At 46.6% G+C, this 24707-nt stretch carries 28 protein-coding genes; 17 read left to right on the top strand and 11 right to left on the bottom strand.

The window, feature by feature from the left end:
* The first annotated feature begins 108 nt into the window (after nucleotides 1-108).
* The 14 genes from OUY18_RS01690 to OUY18_RS01755 all read left to right on the top strand — a co-directional run bounded on the left by OUY18_RS01690 (nucleotide 109) and on the right by OUY18_RS01755 (nucleotide 14993).
* Nucleotides 109-1020 (top strand): response regulator, encoded by a 912-nt coding sequence (locus tag OUY18_RS01690; RefSeq protein ID WP_268056980.1) that lies wholly within the window; start codon nucleotides 109-111, stop codon nucleotides 1018-1020.
* A 414-nt stretch (nucleotides 1021-1434) separates the two neighbouring features.
* Entirely contained in the window at nucleotides 1435-2724 is a 1290-nt protein-coding gene (locus tag OUY18_RS01695) for an MFS transporter (protein ID WP_268056981.1), read from the top strand.
* A gap of 56 nt (nucleotides 2725-2780) precedes the next feature.
* Nucleotides 2781-5474 (top strand): 4-hydroxyphenylacetate decarboxylase large subunit, encoded by a 2694-nt coding sequence (hpdB, locus tag OUY18_RS01700; RefSeq protein ID WP_268056982.1) that lies wholly within the window; start codon nucleotides 2781-2783, stop codon nucleotides 5472-5474.
* A 26-nt stretch (nucleotides 5475-5500) separates the two neighbouring features.
* A complete protein-coding gene (hpdC, locus tag OUY18_RS01705; RefSeq protein WP_268056983.1) occupies nucleotides 5501-5761 on the top strand; it encodes a 4-hydroxyphenylacetate decarboxylase small subunit in 261 nt (86 codons plus the stop codon).
* A gap of 11 nt (nucleotides 5762-5772) precedes the next feature.
* The gene (hpdA, locus tag OUY18_RS01710) at nucleotides 5773-6711 is read left to right on the top strand and encodes a 4-hydroxyphenylacetate decarboxylase activase (protein ID WP_268056984.1); all 939 of its coding nucleotides are present in this window, start codon (nucleotides 5773-5775) and stop codon (nucleotides 6709-6711) included.
* Nucleotides 6712-6835: 124 nt separating this feature from the next.
* Nucleotides 6836-7522 (top strand): F0F1 ATP synthase subunit A, encoded by a 687-nt coding sequence (locus OUY18_RS01715; protein ID WP_268056985.1) that lies wholly within the window; start codon nucleotides 6836-6838, stop codon nucleotides 7520-7522.
* A 29-nt stretch (nucleotides 7523-7551) separates the two neighbouring features.
* Entirely contained in the window at nucleotides 7552-7776 is a 225-nt protein-coding gene (gene atpE / locus OUY18_RS01720; protein WP_268056986.1) for an ATP synthase F0 subunit C, read from the top strand.
* An 18-nt stretch (nucleotides 7777-7794) separates the two neighbouring features.
* Nucleotides 7795-8304 (top strand): F0F1 ATP synthase subunit B, encoded by a 510-nt coding sequence (atpF, locus tag OUY18_RS01725; RefSeq protein ID WP_268056987.1) that lies wholly within the window; start codon nucleotides 7795-7797, stop codon nucleotides 8302-8304.
* Nucleotides 8305-8314: 10 nt separating this feature from the next.
* The gene (gene atpA, locus OUY18_RS01730) at nucleotides 8315-10300 is read left to right on the top strand and encodes a F0F1 ATP synthase subunit alpha (RefSeq protein ID WP_419196112.1); all 1986 of its coding nucleotides are present in this window, start codon (nucleotides 8315-8317) and stop codon (nucleotides 10298-10300) included.
* Nucleotides 10301-10304: 4 nt separating this feature from the next.
* A complete protein-coding gene (gene atpG / locus OUY18_RS01735; protein ID WP_268056989.1) occupies nucleotides 10305-11195 on the top strand; it encodes an ATP synthase F1 subunit gamma in 891 nt (296 codons plus the stop codon).
* Nucleotides 11192-12589: a F0F1 ATP synthase subunit beta gene (gene atpD, locus OUY18_RS01740; protein ID WP_268056990.1), complete on the top strand. Its 1398-nt coding sequence runs from the start codon at nucleotides 11192-11194 to the stop codon at nucleotides 12587-12589. Before atpG ends, atpD begins: the two co-directional genes overlap by 4 nt.
* Nucleotides 12590-12602: 13 nt before the next feature.
* The gene (gene atpC / locus OUY18_RS01745) at nucleotides 12603-13016 is read left to right on the top strand and encodes an ATP synthase F1 subunit epsilon (protein WP_268056991.1); all 414 of its coding nucleotides are present in this window, start codon (nucleotides 12603-12605) and stop codon (nucleotides 13014-13016) included.
* A gap of 169 nt (nucleotides 13017-13185) precedes the next feature.
* Nucleotides 13186-13965, top strand: a complete 780-nt coding sequence (locus tag OUY18_RS01750; RefSeq protein WP_268056992.1) for an NYN domain-containing protein — start codon at nucleotides 13186-13188, stop codon at nucleotides 13963-13965.
* 239 nt (nucleotides 13966-14204) lie between these two features.
* Nucleotides 14205-14993: a bactofilin family protein gene (locus tag OUY18_RS01755; RefSeq protein ID WP_268056993.1), complete on the top strand. Its 789-nt coding sequence runs from the start codon at nucleotides 14205-14207 to the stop codon at nucleotides 14991-14993.
* A gap of 193 nt (nucleotides 14994-15186) precedes the next feature.
* Here OUY18_RS01755 and rpsR read toward each other — a convergent pair whose 3' ends face one another.
* The 5 genes from rpsR to OUY18_RS01780 all read right to left on the bottom strand — a co-directional run bounded on the left by rpsR (nucleotide 15187) and on the right by OUY18_RS01780 (nucleotide 18309).
* The gene (gene rpsR, locus OUY18_RS01760; RefSeq protein WP_268056994.1) at nucleotides 15187-15441 is read right to left on the bottom strand and encodes a 30S ribosomal protein S18; all 255 of its coding nucleotides are present in this window, start codon (nucleotides 15439-15441) and stop codon (nucleotides 15187-15189) included.
* Between the two features lie 40 nt (nucleotides 15442-15481).
* Complete coding sequence (locus OUY18_RS01765) at nucleotides 15482-15937, bottom strand: single-stranded DNA-binding protein (RefSeq protein WP_268056995.1); 456 nt, start codon at nucleotides 15935-15937, stop codon at nucleotides 15482-15484.
* Between the two features lie 18 nt (nucleotides 15938-15955).
* Nucleotides 15956-16252 carry a 30S ribosomal protein S6 gene (gene rpsF / locus OUY18_RS01770; RefSeq protein WP_268056996.1) on the bottom strand — a complete coding sequence of 99 codons (297 nt, stop codon included), beginning with the start codon at nucleotides 16250-16252 and terminating at the stop codon, nucleotides 15956-15958.
* Nucleotides 16253-16371: 119 nt separating this feature from the next.
* A complete protein-coding gene (galU, locus tag OUY18_RS01775; protein WP_268056997.1) occupies nucleotides 16372-17247 on the bottom strand; it encodes a UTP--glucose-1-phosphate uridylyltransferase GalU in 876 nt (291 codons plus the stop codon).
* 21 nt (nucleotides 17248-17268) lie between these two features.
* Nucleotides 17269-18309 (bottom strand): RING finger protein, encoded by a 1041-nt coding sequence (locus OUY18_RS01780; protein WP_268056998.1) that lies wholly within the window; start codon nucleotides 18307-18309, stop codon nucleotides 17269-17271.
* A 276-nt stretch (nucleotides 18310-18585) separates the two neighbouring features.
* Here OUY18_RS01780 and prfB point away from each other — a divergent pair, with 276 nt between their 5' ends.
* Both prfB and OUY18_RS01790 read left to right on the top strand, forming a co-directional pair.
* On the top strand, nucleotides 18586-19713 hold the full coding sequence (gene prfB / locus OUY18_RS01785) for a peptide chain release factor 2 (RefSeq protein WP_268056999.1): 1128 nt from the start codon (nucleotides 18586-18588) through the stop codon (nucleotides 19711-19713).
* Between the two features lie 285 nt (nucleotides 19714-19998).
* On the top strand, nucleotides 19999-20994 hold the full coding sequence (locus OUY18_RS01790) for a hypothetical protein (protein WP_268057000.1): 996 nt from the start codon (nucleotides 19999-20001) through the stop codon (nucleotides 20992-20994).
* Nucleotides 20995-21051: 57 nt separating this feature from the next.
* Here the strand turns inward: OUY18_RS01790 and OUY18_RS01795 are convergent, their stop codons facing one another.
* The 4 genes from OUY18_RS01795 to OUY18_RS01810 all read right to left on the bottom strand — a co-directional run bounded on the left by OUY18_RS01795 (nucleotide 21052) and on the right by OUY18_RS01810 (nucleotide 22705).
* On the bottom strand, nucleotides 21052-21351 hold the full coding sequence (locus tag OUY18_RS01795) for a late competence development ComFB family protein (protein ID WP_268057001.1): 300 nt from the start codon (nucleotides 21349-21351) through the stop codon (nucleotides 21052-21054).
* Nucleotides 21352-21460: 109 nt separating this feature from the next.
* Complete coding sequence (locus OUY18_RS01800; RefSeq protein WP_268057002.1) at nucleotides 21461-21961, bottom strand: amidase domain-containing protein; 501 nt, start codon at nucleotides 21959-21961, stop codon at nucleotides 21461-21463.
* An 89-nt stretch (nucleotides 21962-22050) separates the two neighbouring features.
* Nucleotides 22051-22443, bottom strand: a complete 393-nt coding sequence (locus tag OUY18_RS01805; RefSeq protein ID WP_268057003.1) for a hypothetical protein — start codon at nucleotides 22441-22443, stop codon at nucleotides 22051-22053.
* A gap of 85 nt (nucleotides 22444-22528) precedes the next feature.
* Nucleotides 22529-22705: a hypothetical protein gene (locus tag OUY18_RS01810; RefSeq protein WP_268057004.1), complete on the bottom strand. Its 177-nt coding sequence runs from the start codon at nucleotides 22703-22705 to the stop codon at nucleotides 22529-22531.
* A 134-nt stretch (nucleotides 22706-22839) separates the two neighbouring features.
* On the opposite strand from OUY18_RS01810, the gene OUY18_RS01815 reads away from it, so the two are divergent.
* Entirely contained in the window at nucleotides 22840-24036 is a 1197-nt protein-coding gene (locus OUY18_RS01815; RefSeq protein WP_268057005.1) for an HD-GYP domain-containing protein, read from the top strand.
* Nucleotides 24037-24081: 45 nt separating this feature from the next.
* Here OUY18_RS01815 and OUY18_RS01820 read toward each other — a convergent pair whose 3' ends face one another.
* Together OUY18_RS01820 and OUY18_RS01825 are read right to left on the bottom strand one after the other, a co-directional pair.
* The gene (locus tag OUY18_RS01820; protein ID WP_268057006.1) at nucleotides 24082-24237 is read right to left on the bottom strand and encodes a hypothetical protein; all 156 of its coding nucleotides are present in this window, start codon (nucleotides 24235-24237) and stop codon (nucleotides 24082-24084) included.
* A 137-nt stretch (nucleotides 24238-24374) separates the two neighbouring features.
* On the bottom strand, nucleotides 24375-24647 hold the full coding sequence (locus tag OUY18_RS01825) for a zinc-ribbon domain containing protein (RefSeq protein WP_268057007.1): 273 nt from the start codon (nucleotides 24645-24647) through the stop codon (nucleotides 24375-24377).
* Between the last annotated feature and the right edge of the window lie 60 nt (nucleotides 24648-24707).

Consider the following 24707-nt stretch of genomic DNA (forward strand, 5'->3'; position numbering starts at 1 on the left):
ATAAATTGCGTGTGCGCGTCAAAAATACCTCGGAATACGGCAAGTATTTTATCTTGAAAATCCGTCGATCCAAACAAGGCCAAATACGGATGAAAATGAGGCGGCAGAATGAAGAAAGTATTAATTGCGGATGATAATGAACAAAATCGTGAAATTGCAAAAGACGTCCTGTCAACCTGGGGCTATACCTGTTATACCGCCGTGAACGGACCGGAAGTGTTAAGTTCGGCTTGCCAGTATGATCCGGATGTCATTCTACTGGACGTTATGATGCCGGGAATGAACGGGTTTGAAGTTTGCAGAAAATTAAAAAATAATATCGCCACGCAGAATATCCCCATTATTATGCTGACGGTGCTGACGAAAGTGCAGGACCGGATTCGCGGGTACAGCGCCGGTACCGATATATTTTTATCGAAACCGATCATTTATGAGGAATTAAAAAACCGGGTGGAGTGGGCTGTAAATTCGAAACGAACCTACAGCAAAATGGAAAGGGAAAGTCAGGTAGTCAAAAGCTATCTGAATCTTATGGAATTAAAAGACCGGAAACTATTTGACCACGCCTGCAACGTAAAAAATTATTGTGAAAAAGTCGGGAAAATTTTATTTGTGAAAGACGAAGAAATGATTCGATTGCAGATCGGCGCCTATCTGCATGATATCGGCAAGATTCTGTGCGGCGATCAGGAGGAGCATGTCACGCTCGGTACGGAAATCCTGTCTTCGCTGAATATGCACCAATGGTTAAGCGGATTTATCCGGAATCATCATGAGAAAATGAACGGGGAAGGCTTTCCCGACCATTTAACGGGCAATCAAATGAGCTTGGAACTGCGGATATTAATAACAGTCAACCGGTTTATTGAGCTGTATGAACAAACCGGCAGCAAGGAAACCGGAATTGTACGTTTGAGCGAAGAATGTGAGAAAGGCGATTGGGATGCAGAAATACTGGAAAAAATAAAACAAGTACAAAAAGATGAGGAATTTATTGAAAGAATGAATTTTAATCAATAAATTCCGATCCAAAACACCCTGTAAAGCGGTTCGATCGCTTTACAGGGTGTTTTTTGCTGTTCAATTTGATTCAGAAATAAACCGCTGCGTTTTTTCGAAAATAAATACCTTTGGTCGTAAAAAGGTTGTAGTTTGCGCCTGTTTTTCAGGAAGGTAAGACCATGGTCTGATTGCGCCGGAAAGATCGGTACGAATTACAACTTGGGACTGATGTTAAATCGTCTTGGATTCAATTATATTATAAGTGGTTAAAAAAATAAATAAAAAGAAGGTGATTTTGTTGATAACCAACAAAAATCGATGGAGGGGGTTAAATAGAAATACGTTAGGATCCTTCTAAAGACCAAGTTTCGATTTTTATGAAAAGCATGTCCAAGTGATTGACATCGCTTTAAGATATGGGGAGGCAGATTAATGAATGAAAAAAAACAGAGTCAATTAGGCCATATGGCGGTGCTGGCATCTTTTCTTGCGGTTTTTGTATTGTTCGGTTACCGGTCTTCGTTTTCGATGTTGCTGGGACCGATGAATAAGGACATGGGCTGGAGCGTTTCCTCCTTATCCATGGGTTATTCATTAATGATGATTATTTACGCAATTACAGCTTATTTCAGCGGAATGATTCTTGATAAATGGGGAACCAGACCGTGTTTTGCGGCCGGGGCAGTTTTCACCGCGCTGGGCTTCTGGGTTACCAGCATGGCGACAACGTATCTGTCCTATCTGATTCCATACGCCTTGTTCGCAGGCATCGGTACAGGAATGCTTTGGGTTTCTTCGACCGTCTCCGTAAGAAAATGGTATGTCGGTAAAAACTACGGAACCATGTGGGGAATTGCTTTTGCCGGAGCCCCGTTGGCACAGGTTATTCTAAGCCTTGGCCTGAAGAGCATTCTCACCACCATGGACTGGAGAATTGCCATGAAGGTTCTTGCGGCGGTCGTATTTGTCGCATTGATCATAGCGTCTCTGGTAGCCAAAAAATCGCCCGACCATTACGGCTTGGCTCCGATCGGCAAGGCCGCGGAGAATAAAAATGCCCAACCAGCTGCCGAATACATATGGAGCGTTAAAGAAGCGTTTTCCAAATATCCGATTTGGGGCACGATTATCTGCTTCTGCACCTGTGTTCTTTCCGAATTCCTGGTATGGACGCAGGTCGTTAATTTCTGGGTAAAGGATGTAAAGCTTTCCTTAAGCACCGCAACGTATCTATATATCGTGATCGGAATCTGCGGTATCTTTACCATGCCTTTGCTGGGAATTGCAGCAGATAAGGTTGTAGCCAAGGTCGGCAATGAAACAAAGGGAAGAAAAATTATGCTGATGGTGGCGCCTTCCCTTGGAATTATTGCGATTCTGTTCTTGCTTTTGTCTAAAGTATCCTTAGTTTTCGCTGCAATCGCAGCCGTTATTTTCGCAGGCTACTGGGCGATTGAGCCGGGCGGCTGCGCGGGGTATGCCGGATCGGTCTTCGGGAATAAATCTCTGGGAAAGATCTGGGGGCTTGCAACGCTCATTATCATGGGGATCGGGCCGGCAACCGGCAGCTTTATAGGCGGCTATTTCTTTGACCTTTTCGGCAGTTATACAAATTCCCTGTTGTTCGCACTCGGTTCCTTTATTGTTTCTCTGGTTGCAGCAATGACATTGCCTTTGTCCTGTGCGCATGCAGAAAGCAAAAACGATCAGGCGAGTGCTTGAAAAAAGCTGCTTTAACTTTAAAATAATTTTTTCATGGAAGGAAAGAGGTATGCTAAATGAATTCAAATGGAAGCAAATTTGAAGATGTCTTAAAAAGCCGTGGCATAGACATGGCAAATGCTGTCGACGCTGAGGATTATAAAATCCCCGAAGCAAAACAGAGTTCCCGCAATCTGATGGATATCTATTACACCTTAAAAGTTTCCGCCGATATGGAGGCTCCCTACTGGTACAACCGGATATGGTGGGAAAACGACGGCGATGTTACGGTTGTCAGAAGAGCAAAAGCGATGGCTTCCTGCCTGGCGCACATTACGCCAACCATTCTGCCGGACGAAAAACTTGTTATGAACAAGACCAAAAATGTCCGGGGCGCGTTTCCGTTCCCCTGGGTTTGCGCAAGCTTCTTCAACGCACAGGCAGAGGCTCTGATGAACGAAGTAGACGCTCCGGCGGAAAGTGAAGCGGACTCCGTCAGTGTCGTTGGTTCCGGCGGCGGCAACGTTACGGAAAGTTATGGCAATATCGTATGCCTTGCAAAGAAATTCGGCATGCGGAAAGAAGAAATTCCGGTTCTGGTTAAAACCTCTAAGCCATGGGACGAGATTTCAGTAGAGGAATTAAGTGAAAAATATTCCAAGATGACTCCGAATTACGAACAGGAACAGCGCATCATGGATGCCGTTATCTGCATGTTTGATTCGTTTGCCATTCCGCAGGGCCGTGAGGTAATGAACTATTATATGCCTCTGGAATACGGCTTTGACCGAATCATCGAATTGTGCGACGAGAAAATCGCGGAAGTGATGGGCGAAGCAGGCGACGACGGCGAATTCGGTATGTACAGAGGTTACTACTATGCCGCCATGAAAGAAATTACCAAGGGCTTAAGCGCCTGGTGCGAGAACTATTCCAAGCAGGCGAAATATTTGGCCTCCATTGAAGAAGGCGCAGAGCAGAAAGCAATCTACGGGAAAATTGCGGAAGTGATGGGCAACATTGCGCATAAGAAACCGGCAACCTTCTGGGAAGCGCTTCAGCTGACGCTTTGCTGCCATTTAGGGGTAGTCAATGAGGACCCGCAGTCCGGTCAGTCCATCGGAAGACTCGGTCAGGTATTGCAGCCGTTCTATGAGAAGGATATTGAAGACGGGATTATGGACGACGAGGGCGTCATCGAACTTCTGGAATTGTACAGAATTAAGATTACCTGTATTGAATGCTTCGCGTCTGCGGGCGTATCCGGCGGTGTTCTCTCGGGAAATACATTCAATAACCTTTCCCTCGGCGGACAGAATTACGAAGGCCTTACCGCCGTTACCCCTCTGGAGTATCTGATCATCGAAGCAGGGATGAGAAATAAAACGCCTCAGCCTACATTGAGTGTTCTGTATGATGAAAAGACGCCGGAAGATTTCCTGATGAAGGCGGCTTTCTGCACGAAGCTGGGCCTTGGCTATCCCGCATGGATGAACAACCAGACCGGTATGAACTATATGCTCCGGAATTACGGTCCGGAAGGAATGAACCTTGAAGATTCGAGGGCATGGTGCCTCGGCGGCTGCCTTGAATCCGCACCGGGCTGCTTCCTGCCGCTCCACTACAACGGCAAAGTAACCATGATCCCCGGCGGCGCTTCGCCGACATGCGGCACCGGCGTTCATTTTATCGCCATGCCGAAGATTCTGGAACTTGTTCTTACAAACGGCCTGGATAAGAGAACAGGCAAACAGATTTATCCGGCTCATAACAGGAAGCTGGATTCCTATGAGACAATGGTAGACCAGTGGAAGAAATACATGGAGCTTACCACCGATGTTGTCAATAAGGTCAACAATATCCAGATGGATATTTGGAGAAGGCACAATATGCCGGTTGTGAACTCCCTGCTGAAGCCGGACTGCTTCACAAAGGGCAGAGATCTTGGCATGATGGGCGGAAGATACAACGCAACCATTAACTTTGAGTCCTGCGGCACGATCACATTGATCAATGATCTGGCTTCGATTAAGAAGAATGTCTACGACGACAGGAAGTTCACCATTGAAGAAATGACCGATGCAATGATTCACAACTTCGGATTCAAGACGGCGTATGAAACCGGTATCTTCTCACCGGATTCGAAAATCAGCACGGAAAACAGCCCGAAATACGAAACGATCTTTACGGCCTGCGTCAATGCTCCCAAATACGGCAACGCGGACAAATACGTGGACTCCATTCTTAAGGATTACGAGAATTACATGTATGGCATGGTTCGCGGATTCCGGTCTTATTACGGCAAACCTCTGTATATGTGCCAGATTTCCGTATCCACGCATGGCCCGCAGGGCTTCATAACTCTGGCAACAGCCGACGGAAGACTTGCCGGCACAACCTATTCGGACGGTTCCTTGTCGGCGGCGCCCGGAACCGATAAGAACGGCATTTATGCTATTTTTGAATCCGCAACCGTTTATGATCACTCGATGGAGCAGAATTCCCAGATGAACCTGAAGCTGCATCCGACAGCGGTAAAGGGACTCAACGGCACCAGAAAGCTGCTTGATATTGTCCGTGCGTATATGAGAAAAGGCGGCTTCCATGTTCAGTTTAACGTTGTGGATTCCAATACGCTGAGAGACGCGCAGAAGACCCCGGATAAATACAGAGACCTGATGGTCCGCGTCGCCGGATTCACACAGTACTGGTGCGAAATTGGCAAGCCGATTCAGGATGAAGTTATTTACAGAACCGAATATGAAGACTAATGAAAGTATTGAAGGAGGTATCCGTTATGCGCCATTATGATTGTAAGAATTATATTAATTTAGACTGCGAAAAAGGAATGTGTGCAAGGTGCAAGGCAGTTGTGCCCATCGATGGAAAAGGCAGCGAGGCCTGCCCCGCATTCAAGCCGGTGGAAAGATGCGAAAACTGCAAAAACTTTTCCGAGCCGGATAAATACGGGATTGGAAAATGCACGGGTTTGGAAAAAGAGAACTGGGCGTATTCCACCATGTGTGCCTGTACTTGTACGGGGTATAAAGCAAGATAGGATTTTTTGATATGAGTAAAAAAGGGTTCATTTTCGATATCCAGAGCTTTTCTGTTCATGACGGGCCGGGCTGCAGGACGAGTGTGTTTTTCACAGGCTGTCCCCTGCAGTGTAAATGGTGCGCCAATCCCGAAAGCTGGGAGAATAGAAAACACTTCCTGTTTGCGGAGAAATCGTGCAAATGGGAATCGGGCTGCCGGGCATGCAGAGATGCATGCCCCAACGGCTCGATCAAGTTCGATGAAAACGGCAGGATAAGCATTGCCTACGATATCTGCAATCGCTGCGAAACCTTCGAATGTGTCGGTGTCTGCCCCAATAATGTTTTTAAACAATGCGTGAAAGAATATACGGTTGAGGATATTATAAAAATTCTGAGACGCGACTTCAGCAATTGGGGGCCGGACGGCGGGGTAACCTTTACAGGCGGGGATCCTTTGATACAGCATGAGTTTTTAACCGAAGTCCTGAAACAATGCCGTCACTGGCAGATTCATACCGCCATTGAAACCAGTGCTTATGCCAAACAGGAAGTATTTTTGGAAGTACTAAAGTACATCAATTTTGCTTTCATTGATGTGAAGCACATGGACAGGGAAAAGCATTACGAAGGAACCGGCGTATATAACGATCTGATCCTTTCCAATATTGAAGCGCTTGTGAAGTCCGGTTGGAAAGGAAGGCTGATTTTAAGGCAGCCGACGATTGCCGGTTACAACGACAGCGATGAAAATGCATTGCAGCTCATTGATTTTATGAACCGAAACGGACTATATGAAATCAATCTTTTGAAATTCCATCGGTTGGGCGAAACAAAATGGAATCAGCTTGGAAAAGAGTACGAGTATCATGACCATGGCGATATGACGAAAGAAAAAATGGAGCATCTCCAGGAAATTTATTTGGATCACAACATCGCCTGTTATATCGGCGACAATACTCCTTTCTGAACAACTTGAATCAAGCTGGAGACACATTCTCTCCAGCTTGATTGTATGTAAGAGGATAAAGGGATTTATGAATTGAGAAGGTTTAACAGCAAATTTGATTCTTCGGCAATAAGGGGGAAAGCTTATGGGACAATTGACGGAAGATCTGATGAGACAGCTCAATTGTGAGACGGTATTTATGATTCCGATCCTGGGCGGCATTAAAGTAACGGAATCGGTTGTGGTTACCTGGATTATCATGGCAATTCTGGTTGTCATGTCAATCCTCCTTACCAGAAATTTGAAAATTGAAAACATTGGGGAAAGGCAGCTGATCATCGAAACAGTTGTCGGCGGGCTGCAAAATATGCTGGAAGGAATTATAGGCGAGAAAGGGAAAAAATACGTGCCCTACCTTGCCACGGTCATTCTCTATATTGGATTTGCAAACATCATCGGCCTTTTTGGCTTCAAACCGCCGACAAAGGATTTAAATGTAACCGTGGGTTTGGCGATTATGAGCATCCTTTTAATCGAGTGGGCCGGCATCCGGAAAAAGGGGACGAAAAACTGGCTGAAAAGCTTTGCCGAACCGGTCGCGATTATCGCCCCGATTAATATTCTGGAAGTCTTTATCCGCCCGCTGTCGCTTTGCATGCGCCTTTTCGGCAACGTACTCGGTGCTTTTGTTGTGATGGAGTTATTGAAAATTATTATGCCGCCTGTTTTGCCGGTTCCGTTCAGCTTATATTTTGATATTTTTGACGGACTGATACAGGCCTATGTGTTTGTCTTTTTAACATCGCTTTTTATTAAGGAAGCCATGGATTGAAACAAATGTATTGAAAAGGAGAAATGAAAATGACAAGTTTAATTGCAATCGGAGCCGGATTGGCGGCAATAACCGGAATTGGGGCCGGGATAGGAATCGGCATTGCGACGGGCAAAGCGACGGAAGCGGTTGCCAGACAGCCGGAAGCCGAAGGGAAAATCAGCAAACTGCTGCTGCTGGGCTGCGCGCTGGCGGAAGCGACCGCTATCTACGGCTTTGTAGTGGCGATTCTGGTTATTCTGTTTCTGAAATAAAAGTAATATAAAAGGTTGGTGAGAGCATTGCTGAGACTTGATATCAACTTCTTGTTTACCATTCTCAATTTGCTTATCCTTTATTTTTTAATGAAAAAATTCCTGTTTAATCCAGTGAACAATATTATGAAAAAAAGAAAAGAATTGCTGGAGCAGCAGTTTGCGGAAGCGAATTCAACAAGGGAAAGCGCGATGGAGCTGAAAGGAAAATATGAAGAAGCCGTCTATTCCGCAAAAACTTTGTCCGAGCAAATTGTTCTCGACGCAAAAGCTCGCGCAAAGGATGAATATGACCGCATTATTAAGCAGTCGGATGAAGACGCCCAAAAGATTTTTCAAAAGGCAAAGAAAGACATTGCTATGGAACGCAGCAAAGTACTTTGTAAGATGGAAGGTGAAATTACCGATCTGGCCATTGCTGCTGCGACAAAAATAATCAGCGAAAAAAGTACGGCGGAAAACGATCAAAAGCTATACGATCATTTTTTAGCAGAAGCGGGTGAACGATATGAATCAAACAATAACTGAATATGCGCAGATGCTTGTAAATCTCCTTGTCCCGAAAGAGGTTGTCAGGCAAACCGCAGACATTTTTACCGCCTTGCCGCAAATCGAGGCGGATCTTTCCAACCCCGTGGTACCTGTGGAAAAAAAGCATACGGTTATTGAAAAGGTGTTTCCAAAGGAAATCCGTGATTTCTTAAAGCTCTTATGTGACAACCAGACATTCAGCCATTTTGGAGAAATCTTTGATACATACAAAGATTTGACGAGGGAAAATCGGGATGTTTTCTCGGTCGTTATTACCTATGTAACGGCTCCGGACGACGGACAGTTACAGAAAATCAAAGAATTTCTGGCAAAAAAATATGACACGGACCCCGATCAGATGGAGATTGCGCTGAAAGAAGACCCGGAGCTTCTGGGAGGATTTATTATCCGGGCCGGCAATCAGGAATTTGATTGGAGCATGCGCGGCCGGCTGCGGCAGATGAAGGAGCAGATGGCAAAGGGTACATCCGCTTTAACCAGCTCCGATGAAATTATCAACATCCTGAAAACGGAAATCGAGCAGTCGGAGTTCGAAAAGTCGGACAGAGAAATCGGAATCGTGAAACGGTATGCGGACGGAATCGCCGCGATTGACGGAATCGACCATGCAATGTATGGGGAAATCGTCATTTTTGATACCGGCGTGAAAGGAATGGTACAGGATATCCGGTTCAATGAAATCGGCTGTATCCTGTTTGGCCGCGACGCAGGGATAAAAGAAGGGACGCGGGTTATCCGTACCGGCAGGAATGCGGGCGTTCCCGTAGGTGAAAATTTTCTGGGAAGGGTGATCGACGCTTTGGGCGCCCCCATTGACGGAAAGGGCGCGATTCAGGCGGACGGTTACCGTCCGATTGAAAACAGCGCGCCCGGTATTGTGGACAGGAAATCGGTTCATCAGCCGATGGAAACCGGCATTCTTGCCATTGATTCCATGTTCCCGATCGGGCGCGGACAAAGAGAACTGATTATCGGCGATAGGCAGACGGGCAAAACCACGATCGCGACGGATACGATCCTTAACCAGAAGGGCAAGGATGTCGTTTGCATTTACGTGGCGATCGGGCAAAAAGCATCCACCGTTGCAAAGGTGGAAAATACCCTTCGGAAATATGGCGCAATGGACTATTCCATGATTGTAAGCGCAACAGCCAGCGACCCGGCGTCGCTGCAATATATCGCCCCTTATTCCGGAACGGCGATGGCCGAATACTTCATGTACAAGGGAAAGGACGTGCTGATCGTTTATGACGATTTGTCAAAGCATGCCGTAGCCTACCGGTCGCTGTCCCTTCTCTTAGAACGTTCCCCGGGCCGTGAAGCGTATCCGGGCGACGTTTTCTATCTGCATTCAAGGCTCCTTGAAAGATCGAGCAAACTTACGCCCGAACGGGGCGGAGGTTCCATAACGGCGCTCCCGATTATCGAAACACAGGCGGGCGACGTTTCCGCCTACATCCCGACAAATGTCATTTCCATTACCGACGGCCAGATTTTTCTGGAAAGCGATTTGTTTTTTGCCGGGCAGCGTCCCGCGGTGAACGTCGGCCTGTCCGTTTCGCGTGTCGGCGGCGCGGCGCAGACGAAAGCAATGAAGAAAGCTTCGGGAAGCATCCGAATCGACCTTGCGCAATACCGCGAAATGGAAGTCTTTACCCAGTTCAGCTCCGATCTGGAGGATGAAACGCAGGATCAGCTGCATTACGGAAAAGGGCTGATGGAACTCCTGAAACAGCCGTCGTGCAAACCTTTAAGCATGGCGGAACAGGTGATTCTGCTTTATGTGGCAACCCATAAGGGAATGGTTCACGTCGGCATAAAACAATTTAAGGAGTACCGAAAAGGTTTATTTGAATTCTTTACGGAGAAGCATCCCGAGATCATTCAGGAGCTGGAGGATACAAAGAAGCTTTCCGACGAACTTGCTGCGAAGATTTTGGAAGCGGCAGACGAGTACAAGAGCGGCAGGTGATGATATGTCAAATTTAAGGGAAATACAAAGCAGGATAAACAGTGTTCGGGACACCATGAAGATTACGAACGCCATGTACATGATTGCCTCCTCGAAGCTGCGGAAAGCAAAAAAATCCCTGAAAAATACGGAACCGTATTTTTATACTTTGCAGGATGCGATTGCGAAGGTCATCAAACAAATCCCCGAGGATATCAGCCTGATTTATTTTAACGGCAAACCGAAAGCAGCGGATGAAAAGAAGAAAGGCTATATCGTTATTACCGGGGATAAGGGGCTGGCCGGCGCTTATAATCATAACGTAATGAAAATCGCGGAAGGAGAACTGAAAAAAGAGGGAGACCCGGTTTTCTTTTTGATCGGCCAGGTAGGAAGAAATTATTTTGAAACAAAAGGCATTCCTTATGATACCGCGTTTCAATACACCGTCCAGAATCCGACGATCCGCCGCGCCAGAGTGATATCCGGAAGGATTCTTCAGATGTACAGGGAGCAGAAGCTGGACGAGGTATACATAATTTACACCCGGATGATTCATTCCATGGAATGCAGGGCGGAAATGAAGAAGCTTCTTCCCCTCGAAAAGGCGGACTTTCAGGAGAAAGAGGAAAGCGGCGGCCTTAATCGGCAAACGAATTATCTGCCGACGCCGTATGATGTTTTCAAGAATATCATCCCCAACTATATTACCGGCTTTCTTTACGGAACGTTGGTTCAGGCGTATTCCAGCGAGCAGAACTCCAGAATGCTGGCGATGGAATCCGCAACCAGAAATGCGCGCGATATGCTGAAAAGCCTGTCGGTTACTTATAATAGGGTACGTCAGGCGGCCATTACCCAGGAAATTACCGAAGTAATCAGCGGCGCAAAATTATTGAAAAGGAGGAAATCATGAAGAAAGGCAAAATTGTTCAAATTCTGGGGCCGATCGTCGACGTTGAATTCGCAGACGGCAAACTTCCCGATATAAAAGAAGCATTGGGTGTGAGCCGTGACGGGAAAGACTACGTTTTGGAAGTGGCACAGCATATCGGTGGAAATACCGTGCGCTGTATTACGCTTTCGTCTACGGACGGCCTTTGCAGGGACATGGAAGTAACGGCGACCGGTTCCGGCATCAAGGTCCCGGTCGGACAGCAGACCCTCGGCAGGCTCTTTAATGTAACGGGAGATACGATTGATAAAGAAGCGCCTCTGGAAAATACCGCCCGCTGGGTCATCCATCGGGAACCGCCGCCTTTTGAAAAGCAAAAACCGGTTGTTGAAATACTGGAAACAGGGATTAAGGTAATCGACTTGCTCGCGCCCTATGCCAAGGGCGGAAAAATCGGCCTTTTTGGCGGAGCGGGCGTAGGAAAGACCGTTTTAATACAGGAACTCATCCACAATATTGCTACGGAACACGGCGGATTTTCCATTTTTACCGGCGTGGGGGAGCGCTCGCGGGAAGGCAACGACTTGTGGTCGGAGATGAAAGAATCGGGTGTTCTGGAAAAAACCGCCCTTGTATTCGGCCAGATGAACGAACCCCCCGGGGCGCGCATGCGGGTAGCGGAATCCGGGCTGACCATGGCGGAATATTTCCGGGATGTGGAGCACCGGGACGTTCTGCTGTTTATCGATAATATTTTCCGCTTTGTGCAGGCCGGTTCCGAAGTTTCGGCGCTCCTGGGGCGGATGCCCTCCGCTGTGGGCTATCAGCCGACGCTGGCAACGGAAATGGGGGAACTGCAGGAACGAATCGCATCCACAAAGGACGGCTCGATTACTTCCGTGCAGGCGGTCTATGTGCCTGCGGATGACCTGACGGATCCGGCCCCGGCAACCACGTTTGCCCATCTGGACGCGACGACCGTACTGTCCAGAAAAATTGCCGAGCAGGGGATTTACCCCGCTGTTGACCCTCTGGAGTCTTCCTCGAGAATACTGGAGGCCGACGTAGTAGGAGAAGAACATTACCGGACGGCAATGAAGGTACAGCAGATTTTGCAGAAGTACAAAGAGTTACAGGATATCATCGCCATTCTCGGCATGGAAGAGCTTTCCGATGAAGATAAGCAAATGGTTTTTAGGGCAAGAAAAATACAAAAGTACCTGTCACAGCCGTTCCATGTGGCCGAAGTGTTTACCGGTACGCCCGGCCAGTACGTTCCTTTGGAAAAGACCATTCGGGGTTTTCAGGCAATCATCAACGGCGATATGGACGATTATCCGGAATGGGCGTTTTTCAATGTGGGCTCCATTGAAGAAGTGGCTGAAAAAGCAAAACAGGGCGGGAACTGGAAATGAATGAGGTGAGCGATTGGATACCTTTGCCTTGAAAATCATTGCAATCAACAAAGTATTTTATGAAGGCAATGCCAAACAGTTAATCTTTTCCGCCGTGGATGGATTGGTCGGCATTATGGCCCATCATGAAGATGCAGTTATCGCCGTCAATGTCGGCGAAGTAAAAATTCAAACTGCCGAAGACCGGTGGGTTATCGCCATATCCGGCGCGGGGCATATCCAGATCGATCGGAATCACGTCGTCATGATGGTCGATACCGTGGAATATCCGGAAGAAATTGACGAACAGAGAGCGCTGGAAGCAAAGGAGCGCGCGGAAGAACAGCTGCGCCGGGAGCAAAGTCTTTATGAGTACGCCATATCAAAAGCCTGTTTAATAAGAGCAATTGAACGACTGAAAATCAAAAAGAAATATTCTGCCCGATAGCAAATCCTTTGGGCCTCCAATCGTAAATACGGTTGGAGGTTTTTCCTTTAATAAAAGGGATACTGCGGAATCGGATTGATAATCTTTGTTATTTGAATTATACTAATAGAAGTATTGAAAATTTTACCGGGTTTCAATGGATAGAATAAAGATAAAGTGAGGTCTTGGTATGCCCAAGGACAATCGGATTGCGGTATTAATTGATGCGGATAATGTTTCGGAGAAGTTTATAAAGTTTATTTTGGATGAAGTATCGAACGACGGCGTAGCAACATACAAACGAATATACGGCGATTGGACGAAGCCTGCGCTTAATACATGGAAAAACGTACTGCTGGAATTTTCCATTACGCCGATTCAGCAATATGGTTATACAACCGGAAAAAATGCGACGGATTCCGCTATGATTATCGATGCCATGGATATCTTATATTCCGGAAATGTGGAAGGGTTCTGCATCGTCTCAAGCGACAGCGATTTTACCCGTCTTGCTGTCCGCCTGCGGGAATCCGGTATGAATGTGGTCGGAATGGGGGAAAAGAAGACCCCGCAGCCTTTTATCTCCGCCTGTAATAAATTCCGTTATTTAGAGGTTCTTGCGCAGACTACCGCGCAGGGAGAAGAGACGGAGGCCGGGGAGGAAGAAACCGTAACGGTGGAAACGACTCCGCTGGAGGTCATTAAAAATGCGGTTCAGACTATTGTGCAGGAAATATCCGATGATGACGGAAGAGCCTTTGTAGGAGAAATCGGGAACATGCTTTTGCGCCGCTATCCGGATTTCGACGTCCGCAATTATGGATTTAAGAAGCTCACGCCGCTCCTTCAGTCCTTTAAAATATTTGATATTTATTCAGAAAAAAACAGCGACGGCTATAACCGCCTTGTTTATATAAAGGAGAAAAACGCCCCGCTGCCGCAGAGCAGCAGCAAAAAATTTCATAGATAAAATACATTCCAAAAAGAGGGCAGCGGCCAAGCCGCTGCCCTCTTTTTGGAAAGATTGCCGTGAGGTACGTGTCCCGAAAGAGATAAAAATGGGAAAAACGATAAAAATAGTAAAAAATTAACAAAATATGAAAAAAAGACTGGAAAAATCTATTAATATAGGTTATTATAAATAAATAATGAAAATCTCAATCCGGTTGTAATATTTTTTTTGTAATATTTTATTATGGAGGCATGATGATGGAGGCAATTGGAAAAGAAAAAAATACTTGGTTTATGAATATCCTAAAGAGGATTTGGGATGGCCCCGATTACGCGAACCCGGGCCGTGTTTCCAGCATGCAATTTGCGGGCGGCAAAATGATTGAGTTTAATCAGAATGAGCAGGTTTCCGATTTTAAAATAGAGGTTAAAGCGGATGAACCGGAACCGAAGCCGGAGCCGGAATACTCCGCTCCAAGGCTGGCGGAACCGCCAAAACCCGATTTCCAGCCTATCAAGCCCGATTTCCACAGCCAAAAGGCATTTGATATTCCTGCCGAAAACGACTTCGGTTCCCAAAAACAAATGACGATCATTTCAAAAGGAACGATTATTACCGGCGACTTGAAGTCGGAAGGCGATATCGAGGTCTACGGCACCCTGACAGGCTCTGTCAGTACCGTAGGGAATATCCGAATCAGCGGCAGGCAGGTCGGTGATGTTCAGGGCGCCAATATTACCCTTTCTTCCTGTACCGTAAGAGGCAATATCACTGCTGCGGAGGATGTAAAAATTGACAGTGACTCGGTTGTAATCGGGGATGTAAAAGCGAAGAATTTAGACGTGAACGGAAAATTGCAGGGAAATGTCCACGGAAAGAGCAGCATAACCTGCCAGAACAACGCGGTTATCGTCGGTGATCTGACCGCTGCGTCTATTGTAGTGAATAACGGAGCCAGGCTTCAGGGAAAAATGCAGGTCTTTAACGGCCAGCTTGGTGAAATTAAAATACCGGAAGAAGAGAAGGGCACGCATCTTTCGGAGTAATACTAGAATAAAAAAAGCAGCGATGGGGGTTTCCATCGCTGCTTTAGAATGTAAAGATTTATCAGGATTTGAAAGAAGACAGGGGCGCAGCACCTACTTAGGACACCGCCGCCGGCGGCTCTGGCAGGCAGAAATAAAAAAAAGCGAACGCAATTGCGTTCGCTCTCGTGTTAAGTTGCAGAAAATAGGGATATCAGTCGCTGCTGAAGGGGAGCAGTGCGAGGTGACGCGCACGCTTAATTGCGATGGTCAATTCGCGCTGATGATGTGCACATGTTCCGGTTACTCTGCGGGGAAGAATCTTCGCCCTTTCAGAAATAAAACGGCGGAGCTTTGCGACATCCTTGTAATCAATGGTATCTACCCTGTCAACACAAAAACCGCAAACCTTTTTGCGGGTCTTACGTCCGCCGGGACGGCGGTCCTGTCTGTCATTTCTATCAGCCATGGCAAAAGCCTCCTTTTCTCATCATAATTTGGAGAGGAAATCAGAACGGCAAATCGTCGTCCGATGGAATTTCCTCAAAATCGCCTGTGTCTCCGCTTGCATAAGCGGGAGCAGGCTGCTCAGGGGCGGTGTCTGTCTTCGAATGATAATTGCTGCCCTGCGTTCCAGCACTGTCGCGTTTTGATTCCGCAAAATGGACGTTATCGGCTACAACTTCAAAAGCTTTGCGCTTGTTTCCATCTTTGTCGGTGTAAGTTCGCGTTTGAATGGAACCCTGCACCGCAACCAACTGTCCTTTGTGGAAATATTTACACACAAAATCAGCAGTGCCGCGCCACGCAACAATGTCAATAAAGTCCGCCTGACGATCCGCTCCGGATTTTACATAGGAACGGTCTACCGCTATTGTAAAGCTTGTTACCGAAACATCGTTCGGCGTATGCCGAAGTTCCGGGTCGGCAACAAGTCTGCCCATTAAAACAGCGACATTGAGCATTCAAATCACTCTTCCTTCTTAGCTATCTTTCCTGATGATGAGAGAACGAAGGACACCATCGGTAATCTTGTAGATTCTGTCCAGTTCAGCTGTAAATTCAGGAGCACTTGTGAAGCTGATTAAGGTGTAGTAGCCCTCTTCCTGCTTCTGGATCGGGTATGCAAGTCTGCGCTTGCCCCATTCATCAACAGTGTCGATGGTACCGTTTGCTTCAATCAAATCCTTGAATTTCTGAACCAGCGGAGCGATTGCGTCCTCACCAAGCTTCGTAGAAAGGATAAATACGGTTTCATAGGAATTCTTTACTTCTGACATAATTTGCACCTCCTTTTGGACTTTGGCCCCGAAATAAATCCGGAGCAAGGATGGAAAACCGAAAATTACGGTTTAACAGAATAATTATACCAGTCCAAATGGTTGAAGTCAATAAAAATTTAAAGTGCCCGGCACAGATCCTTCAGGTATGCTTTGAATTCCGGCCCGATTTCCGGGTGTTTCAGCGCAACTTCCACCTGAGCCTGCATGATTCCGAGCTTGTTTCCCATATCGTAGCGTTTTCCGGTATATTCAACCGCAACCATGCCGGAGGAGCGCGCCAGGGTGCGCATTGCGTCGGTCAGCTGAATTTCACCGCCCGCGCCCGGTTCCGTTTTATCCAGAATATCAAAAATATCCGGTGTCAGAATACAGCGGCCGAGGATCGAATACAGGGACATGATTTTATCCGGGGACGGTTTTTCGATCATGTCCGTGCATTTAAAATAATTGTCGTGAAGGTTTTCAACCTTCAGGGAGCTGTATTTCGTAATAGCTTCGGCGGAAACCTGCTTTACGCCTAAAACGCCTTTGCCGAATTCCTCATACGCGCGCATCAGCTGGCTGCATGCAGGGTCGTCTCCGATAATGACGTCGTCGCCGTACAAAACCGCGAACGGCTCGTTCCCGACGAACGACCTTGCGCAGTTCACCGCGTGGCCGAGGCCGCGTGTTTCCTTCTGGCGCACAAAGTAGATATTTGCCTCATGGGAAATATCGACGATTTCCTTTAGAATCCTTTCTTTTTCCGGGCCGCTGCTGGTTAAACGTGCCTCCAGTTCGGGAACACGGTCAAAATGATCTTCAATCAAGCCCTTTCCGCGGTTTGTAATAATCAGAATATCTTTGATGCCGGAATGGACGGCTTCCTCGACAATATATTGAATGGCGGGCTTGTCCACAATCGGAAGCATTTCTTTCGGCATGGATTTTGTTGCGGGCAGAACACGGGTTCCCAATCCCGCAGCGGGAATAACGGCTTTGGTAACTTTCATGAATTAACAACTCCTAATATACTATAATATTTGGGGAAGATACATTACAATCATATAGCAGATCAAAAGGCAGATTGCGAGCGCGGCGTTTACTCCGCCCTGCTCCTGATACTGTATCGCAGTACGGGTAGCATCCGACGAATCCTGCCGGATTTGTTTGACCTTGCCTACGCAGTGCTTCAGATACCATTTATTGCCGTTAAATCCAACAATCAGCATAATGACAATCTGAATTGCGCCGATGATGGTCGGCAGGCAGAATAAAAACACCTGCAGATCCGGCTGCTGAGAAACCAAAGCAAGAACCTGCATCATCTGCGCGTAGGTTATATTTCCGGAATCCAGAGAAATTCCCTGCTTCTGGAACATCGTTTGCAGCAAAGGGGTTGCAAAATGAATGGACACATAGGTAGAAACCAAATACAGAGCGGTCATCACTGCGGTAATGATCGAACCGATTTTGTACTGCTTTCGATACAGCATCCAGCCGCCTGAAAACAGGAACGCGCTGAAATTGAAGCGGTTTTTGCCGAAGCGTTTTAAATTCATAAAGACGGGAAGATAATATGGTGTATTGTTCTGCACCAGCTTGGATATGTCGCCTGCGGGAACATCGTCGATCTGGTCGTTCGGGTTTACGCCGCCCATGGGATCAAATAAAAAGGGAACCGGCTGGCCCTGCTGAAAAGGAGCGCCGTACGGCGGAAAGCCGTTTTGCGGGTTTCCCTGATTTTGCTGGAATCCGGGGATATCCTGCTGATTTATGGTCAGGGACTGCCCGCAGCGGTCACAGAACATTGCGCTCTGCGAATTCATGTTGCCGCAGCGCGGGCATCGCTTTGTTTTGCACTCCGCCCGATTCACAGGTTCCTTTTGGGCTTCCTGCTTTGGCGGCGCCCATGCGGCATTTGTGCCGTGTTTATCGGAGAAGACGCATTTGCCTTCCTTTGCGTAACACTCCCGATGGTAGGGTGCTCCGCATTCAGGGCAGACCACGATGTCGTCGTTACGGGCAAAAGGCTTTCCGCAAACAGGGCAGTTTAAACCTGTATAATCAATCATCGTTTAACCTCCTGTAGAAAGATATAAAGCAACTTATTAATCTATTGTATATAATTTCGGATAAAACTGCAACAATTTATCCATAAATTTTCCTCCAATTCACAATTGACAGCCAAACGAATCGGATATAGTATGCGCATTGCAGGCGCTTCTTCCGTAAATGTCCTTTACATTGTATATAAAATAATTTATAATATTTTAGTTATAGCAATTCAGTAAAAAGGTAAATTTTTTGTAAACACGCGATTCAATAGATAAGATTAGAAGGATGATTTTATGCTTCAGTTTGAAGAAATGAAGCTCGCTTTACAGGAGCTTGAGCCGGATCTTAAAGATTTGGCGGAAGCGCTTGGGCTTCTAAGTATGCGCGAAGAGATTGCAAAGCTGGACGAGAAGGCCGCCCAGCCCGGTTTTTGGGATGATATGGAAACCTCGCAGAAGGTTTTGCAGCGTTCGAGTATGCTGAAAAACAAAATCGCCGCGTATGAACGCCTGAAAAGCGCATACGGGGATACGATGGCGCTGATCGAGCTGGCGGATGAGGAAGGCGACCTTTCCCTGCTGCCGGAAGCGCAGGAGGAAATGAAAAAATTCCAATCGGATCTGGAGTCACAGCGCCTGTCCACGCTCCTTTCCGGTGAATATGACAGTAAGAACGCCATTTTAACCTTCCATGCCGGAGCGGGCGGGACCGAAGCACAGGATTGGGCGGAAATGCTTTACCGCATGTACTGCCGCTGGGGCGAGCGCCACGGCTACAAGGTTGAAACGCTGGATTTCCTCGACGGGGAAGAGGCCGGCCTGAAAAGCGCGAGCGTGCTGATCAGCGGCGAAAATGCTTACGGGTTTTTAAAAAGTGAAGTCGGCGTGCACCGGCTTGTCCGTGTTTCGCCGTTTGATGCGTCCGGCAGACGCCATACCTCCTTTGCTTCGCTGGAAGTCATGCCGGAAATTGACGACGACGTGGATGTCCAGATCAGCCCCGATGATATTAAAATGGATGTTTACCGCGCCAGCGGCGCGGGCGGGCAGAAGGTTAACAAAACGTCGTCTGCCGTCCGCCTGACGCATATCCCGACCGGCATCGTCGTGTCCTGCCAGGTGGAACGGAGCCAGTACCAGAACCGCGACGTTGCCATGCGGATGCTGAAATCCAAACTCATTGAAATCAAAGAGCGTGAAAATCTGGAGCGCATAGAGGACATTAAGGGCGTGCAAAAGGAAATCGCCTGGGGCTCCCAGATTCGTTCCTACGTTTTTATGCCGTATACGCTTGTAAAAGATCACCGTACGGGGTATGAATCCGGAAATATCAATGCGGTGATGGACGGTGATCTGGACGGCTTTATCAATGCTTACTTGAAAGCGCAAAGCCTGAACGCACTCGGAGAAAATTTGGAATAATAAGGGAAATAAGAGAAAAAAGTTACAAATTTGGAATGAAAGGTTTCAAAAGATATACTTTATATCTTAGGGCAGGTAGAATATAATAGGGAATCGAACGAAAGATACTTTTCGTGCAGCAACAGAAAGGTTGTGGTTCCCTTGAAATCGCGTTTGCGAAAACCTATGATATCCTTTATTTGTGTCTTTGTGTGTGCGGCCTTTTTCCTTTTATCCTTGAGCGGTCACCAGCCGGAGCCCCGTCCCATCGCAAAAACTCCGCTGCAGCAGGCGCCCGCTGAATTTTTGCCCGAATCTTCATCCGCTTCCAATAAAATAGTGTACCCGTCCGATAAGAAAATTCCTCTTGCTTTTGAAAAACTGCAAAAGAAATACAATTTGGTTGCCATACCGACTTACGACGGTTCCTATCAGCTTACCCACCCAAAGGTGCTGTATTTTGCAAAAGGCTGGAACGGATATAAATACTGGATGTCCATGACTCCGTATCCATACGGAATTGATGATTATGAAAATCCCTCCATTGTGGTTTCGAATGACGGGAAAACGTGGAACGCCCCCCAGGGGCTGAAAAATCCCGTTTCCGGTTTGCCCCCGGATGTGAAAACAGGCGGACATTATTCGGACCCGCAGCTTGTTATGCGCGGGAACACCATGGAACTTTGGTACCGTTACAATCCGCAGAAGCACGGCAGCCGGTATCCTGACAATGGAGTGAATATCTATTTCAGAAGACAGACCAGGGACGGTATCCACTGGTCCGCCGCGCAAAAGCTCCGGCAAAGCCGCAACGGCGACCTCAGTCTTTGCGTGCTTTATGAAAACGGGCTGTATCGCACCTGGTATGCGTCTTACGGCGGTGATTTGTGCTATACGGAAAGCCGTGACGCGTTAACCTGGTCGACCCCCGTTTGCTGCAAAGTACCCCTTCCGGCCGGGCTGCAAAGCTATCATCAGGATATCATTAAAAACGGCTCGGATTATTATCTGCTGCAAACGGCTGAAAAAGCGTCCAATTATACCTTTCAGCTTTTTCTCTTAAAATCGGAGGATGGCATTCATTTTACAATGATCCAGCCGATCGCTCCGAGCAAGGACGGCGCGCTTTGGAAAAACATTTCTTTTTATCGCAGCACCGTCTTTGTAAAGGATAACAAGATGAATTTTTATATTTCTCTGATTATTCCGAAAAGAAAATGGTATATCACACGAATGGAGATGCCGATGCCGAAATCGCTGCCGGGCGAAAAGACATACGGTATGGATGAAATCCCAATATAAAACGAATGATACAGAAAAAGGGCCGCAATTGCGGCCCTTTTGTTATCGCTGGAATTATTATGAATGTGACTCTGTCTGATCAGGAGCAATGTGGTGGCGGGGGTTTTCGGAAACTAATTTCGCCCCCTGAAACAAAGCGTTGAGCATATCGGTTTCATACTGGACGGAAAGCGTATCCAATTTACTGTAAACGGTTCCTTCGGCAGTTACAACATATTTGGGAGGAAGCCGGTTTAAAGCATAGGAAGCAATGTCCATTCGGCACCTTTCACATTTGCAGCAGTCTAACGCGTCGATTACCTCATCCAGTTTTAATTGTACCAGGGATTCCATCAGGTTCGTCAGTTTAACCTCCATGCATATTACTCCTTCCGGTCACATTAACCTTACCAATTATTAATACTACCATAATTCATAAATTTTGTAAATGCTTTATTCGAAAGCTCATCATGAGGGACGAACTCTTTTAGCTGTCCGGAATATATTTACGGAATCCTGAAATATGTAAAAAGCGGATGCTGCTGTAAAAATAACTGCTTAAAGGCCGCATGTAAGCGTCATAAGTATGTGCCGCTACGAAGACATCCTCATTGGTAATACCGACAATGACAGGGGAATGGTAAAAATGCCCCTCTTCGTCGCCCAGCTGAAGAATATCGCCGACCTCCAGCCCGCTGATATCCGTCGTTTCCGCGTACGGGCCGGTTCCTTTATTGGTGGTTAGAAAATTATATAAATATTGTACGCCGCTCCAGGAAGGAGTCCGGTCGCTGCTGCTTTTATAATACCAGCCGAAGATGGGGGTATAATTCATCACTCTGCATCCGGCGTAAATACACTGTGAAGCGAAATTTGTACAGTCACCGCCCATCTTGTCAAAATTTATAAAAGCCGGATTCCGCTGAAAAGCCCATACTCTTGCATATTCCAGTACGCTTTCCCGGTCATACGGAAGTTCAGCCAGCATTTTCACGCCCCCTGCATTCTGCTTCTTAGTACGATAGTATGAGAAAAAAACGGGGGCAATACCTTTATTTAAAAATTTTTTTAATACGCCTAATTTCTTCTTCGCTGAGATCGGACTTTGAACAGATAGCGGATCAATTGCACGGCCGCCCCGGCGCATAACCCAATCGTCATCCATGTAAACAGGGTGATCAGTCCCACCAGATCTTCCCAGCCGCTTGCGCTGCCCAGAAAAACCAATGCCATTTCGAAAAATCCGACGGCCAGTCCCGCAAGAAATACCCAAAGCACAATCCGCAGGTTCAGCAGGTACAGGGTGGAGCTGACCACCCCAAAAACCAGGGACAAAACGAGGTAGGCGATCATATTTTGCAGGGTGATGGAGCTGCCGAGTACGTAGCCTACTTCAAAAAAGAAAAGAGAAAAACTGACGGCTGTCACTGCAATCCAGATAACCCAGAAATAAATATTCCGGTTTTTCATAGAGAATACGCCCTCTTTTTGAATCGATATGGAATATTATGCCCTTCTGCGTAGGAACTTAGACAAAAAAGAGCGCAGCCAAAAGCTACGCCCCTTGGTAGGAGTCATCCTGCATAAAGGTATCGGCAAAAAGGCGAAGTGCGTCTGCGGTGGATATTTCCGCCGCTCTTTTATTGACGGCTTCTCTTGCATACTGGGGAAGCGATTCGTAATACGCCCTTGCGTTTGCATCCGATTGCAGAAGATCTTTTAAATCCGCCATTTGATCACCTCTTTTATAGTTTTCACGATTCCGATTTTCTTAGACAGGGAATTTTTCCCTCTCTATTTTTCATTTATTGATTTTTTTCCCAAAAAATGCTATAATTTTATGACCAATTTACATGGAGATACGATATGGATTTTAATATCAATCAGCTTTTGAATTCACTGTCTTACACGTTGGATTTTGTAGAAAAGGACTTAATCCAAAACGTTACAAATCACGGCAGGCGTGTTGCCTATATTGCGGCCCGAATAGGCAGAAAAATAAATATGGCGGATACCGATCTTTTCGACTTAATCTCTTATTCGCTTCTGCACGATAATGGTGTAACAAAGTCACTGGTTCAGTCGCAGGAATCAGGGAATTACATAAAGGCGGAATTAAATCGGCTTCACTGTGTGGAAGGGGAGAGAAATATTGCTTATTTCCCCTTTTTTCATAATATTCCGAATGTCATTCTTTACCATCATGAGCATTATGACGGCAGCGGCTTTTTTGGCGTTTCCGGGCAAGATATCCCCGCGTTTTCGCGTATCATCGCTTTAGCCGATTTCATTGCCATTGCTTTTTCCGAAGGAGAAAGCGCGGAAGAAATTCTTTTGTCCGTAAAAGATTCAACCTATTTCGATCTGGAATATTGCAAGGTATTTTATGCGCTGAGCCGCAATGTTGAATTTTGGCTGAACATGAATGATAATTTCGTTTTCGGCGCGTTGAATTCGATCATGCCAAGCGTTCAAAGGGAGTTTTCTTATAAGGATATGCGCATGGTATCCCGTATTTTCAGTAATATCATTGACGCGAAATCCCCTTTTACCGGCTCTCATTCCCGGGGAATCAGTAAAAAGACCGGTATCCTTTGCCAGTATTATGGTTTTGATGAAGAAATTTACTGGAAAATGCGTATCGCGGCGGATTTGCATGATCTCGGAAAGCTAATGGTTCCCAATGATATCTTGGACAAGCCGGGTACGTTGGGCCGGGAAGAAATCATGGTTATTCGATCCCATCCGTTTTATACCCGTAAAACGCTGGAGGGGATGGCCGGATTCGAAGAAATCGCCGAGTGGGCCTCCAACCATCATGAAAAGCTCGACGGCCACGGCTATCCGTTTGGCCTGGACGGAAGCCGGCTGGATTTCAACTCCCGCCTTTTAGGCTGCGTGGATATTTATCAGGCGTTAACGGAAAACAGGCCGTACCGTAAGGCCATGTCCCATGAAAAGGCGATTACTTTAATGCGTACCATGGTAAAGAATAACCTGATTGACGGGTCGATTGTGGAAGATATCAATTCCGTATTTCACGCTCTGCCGGTCAATGTGTGAGAATATAAAAAAGGCTCAAGCGAAAAGCTTGAGCCTTTGGTTCTCTTATGAATCCAAATTTTCAATTTGATCCTGGAGTTCGTCCATGAAAACTTCAATTTGATCCATGCGTTTCTGGTCCTTGTGACGTTCAGCCTTCTGGTAACATACTTTGTATACCATTAATTTACTCTGAAGCATTGCTTTTTGTTTTGCATTCATTCGTTAGAACGCCTCCTTTATTATTTATTATAACTATTATAACATAAAGTTATAAATGCTTAGTGTGACGCGGGAATTAGTGAATATTGTAAAAAAGTACGCCCGAAAAGGCGTACTTCGTTTAACGCATTCTTTAGTTATCTTTGCTTGGAAAAGCATTCACTACAGTAAACAGGGCGGTCATCCCTTGGCTGGAAAGGTACTTTGCAGGGCTTTCCACAGGAAGCGCAGACAGCGTCATACATTTCACGCTGGGGCCTGCCGGCATTTTTGCGGGCATTACGGCATTCTTTACAACGCGTGGGCTCGTTTGTAAATCCTTTTTCAGCGAAGAAGTCCTGTTCGCTTGCAGTAAATACAAATTCACGTCCACAGTCTCTGCATGTCAGGGTCTTGTCTTTGTTAAACAATTGATGTACCTCGTTTTTTAAATATATACCTGACTGTATAGTTAGGCACTTTTATCATTA

This window comes from Caproiciproducens galactitolivorans (assembly GCF_026672255.1).
Taxonomy (GTDB): domain Bacteria; phylum Bacillota; class Clostridia; order Oscillospirales; family Acutalibacteraceae; genus Caproiciproducens; species Caproiciproducens galactitolivorans_A.